The sequence below is a fragment of the Lactobacillus apis genome, assembly GCF_002837055.1.
GTDB lineage: Bacteria > Bacillota > Bacilli > Lactobacillales > Lactobacillaceae > Lactobacillus > Lactobacillus apis.
Genome location: NZ_PDKP01000052.1, coordinates 1 through 1,556, shown reverse-complemented (window position 1 = coordinate 1,556; position 1,556 = coordinate 1). Strand labels below are relative to the sequence as shown.

Sequence of the window (1,556 nt, the reverse complement as noted above, 5' to 3'; positions counted from 1 at the left end):
AAAAGGCCCGCAAATTATGCGAGCCTGTTAGTTTTCATCTACTTTGAAGGAGTAAGAATGAATGAAATAAAAAAGTGGGAGTATGTAGTAAGCTGCTATTACTTACTACATTTAGAATACTAACCCATAAATATGAAGTAAAGTTACAAAATATCTTATGAAATAGTAAAGAATTCCTTTAGAAGTTTTAAAGGCATAGAAAAACTCACGTAATGCACGTGAGTCGAAAGGGATAGATATGAAAACGACCGTAAGGTCATTTCAAGTTTTTTCATTATTTATACTTGGAGGAGTATGAATGAAAAACAAAAAGTTGAGTATGATATGAGATGGAATCTCTTCTATCTCATATCACAGCTTCAGTATAGCTAGTAAATGTGAAAAAAGTATGACGAAAGCAAAAAATAGCATAAAATTTCTGATTTGCTAAAAATTGTTTGTCAAAGGTCGCATTGCTATAATTAGAAAAAGTTTTATTAATTAGTCAGATTTAACTAGAATTCAAGAGGAAATATGGAAGAACAATCAGCTCGTAAAAAAATCGTTTTTTGGCTTCGTGTATCAGGTTGGCTTTGCCTATTACCAGCAGCCGCATGGCTTTATCTATTTAGAATAATGATCGGCCACCAGTATCTATTTTTAATAGAAGTCTTTTTAATCGTCATCTTTGCAGTTTATATTTTGACTACTGCTGATAGCGAGCGCTGGCAGAATCCAGATAACATTTTCAAATTAATGATGTTTGCAATTATTTTTGTCAGTGTAATTGACTTTTTTACTTTATGGTTTGCATACAATGCTAGTCGAAAACTGAATAAGCACTAGCATCTGTAAAATTTATTTAAATTTTGTAAAAAACTTCTTAATGGTGTATTATCCTTTTAAAACAGTAGTACTATATTTGATATAGTATTGTAATGCTGAAATAACTGTTGAAAGAGAATGAAGATGTATGGTTAAAAAAGAAAGAAAAACTTCGCGGGCGCAACAAATCGGCAAATTTGTTTTAACGACAATCATTTATTGTGCTATCTTAATGGTATTAATTTATTTATATCAATATAGCGGCCTAACTTCGGTTCACTTTATTTACAACGAATTTTAAGGTGGTAAACAATGATTAAAGATGTAATAAAAAAGATTGATGAAATTGCCTTAAACGAACCGAATCGTATTGCGTATGACTATCTTGGTCAAACCAATACTTACGGTGATCTGAAAAAACGCTCGGATGCATGGGCATATCAAATTAACCAACTAGGTCTTTCTCCGGGTAGTCCAATAATGATCTGGGGTGGCCAAACATTTGAGATGATTGCTAGCTTTTTAGGCTGCGTTAAAGCAGGGCATGCTTATATTCCAATTGCAAGCTATTCTAATGCAGATAGAATCTTAACAATCCAAGAAGTCTCTGAAGCTGAAGCAATTATTGCAATTGATCAGCTTCCTGATATCACTCTTCCACCAATGCAAGTTATCAAGCCAGATGAAGTCAAAAATGGTGACTTTACCGTTGATGTCGAGCAATTCGTTGAAGGAGACGATAATTTTTATAT

3 protein-coding genes are annotated in these 1,556 nt (G+C 32.8%); all 3 read left to right on the top strand.

The features are described 5' to 3' along the window. Positions 1-513 precede the first annotated feature (513 nt). Positions 514-825, top strand: coding sequence for a hypothetical protein (locus CRG87_RS07825; RefSeq protein ID WP_074426178.1), 312 nt, complete (start codon positions 514-516; stop codon positions 823-825). A gap of 127 nt (positions 826-952) precedes the next feature. Continuing rightward, the gene (locus CRG87_RS07820) at positions 953-1,105 is read left to right on the top strand and encodes a teichoic acid D-Ala incorporation-associated protein DltX (protein ID WP_046308033.1); all 153 of its coding nucleotides are present in this window, start codon (positions 953-955) and stop codon (positions 1,103-1,105) included. Between the two features lie 11 nt (positions 1,106-1,116). After that, positions 1,117-1,556, top strand: a 440-nt coding sequence (locus CRG87_RS07815) for an AMP-binding protein (protein ID WP_165775987.1), incomplete at its 3' end; no start/stop codon positions are given.

Excerpts from the sequence above, each read along its gene's own strand:
- CRG87_RS07825 (WP_074426178.1), top strand. The coding sequence starts at position 514 with ATGGAAGAACAATCAGCTCGTAAAAAAATCGTTTTTTGGCTTCGTGTA.
- CRG87_RS07820 (WP_046308033.1), top strand. The coding sequence starts at position 953 with ATGGTTAAAAAAGAAAGAAAAACTTCGCGGGCGCAACAAATCGGCAAA.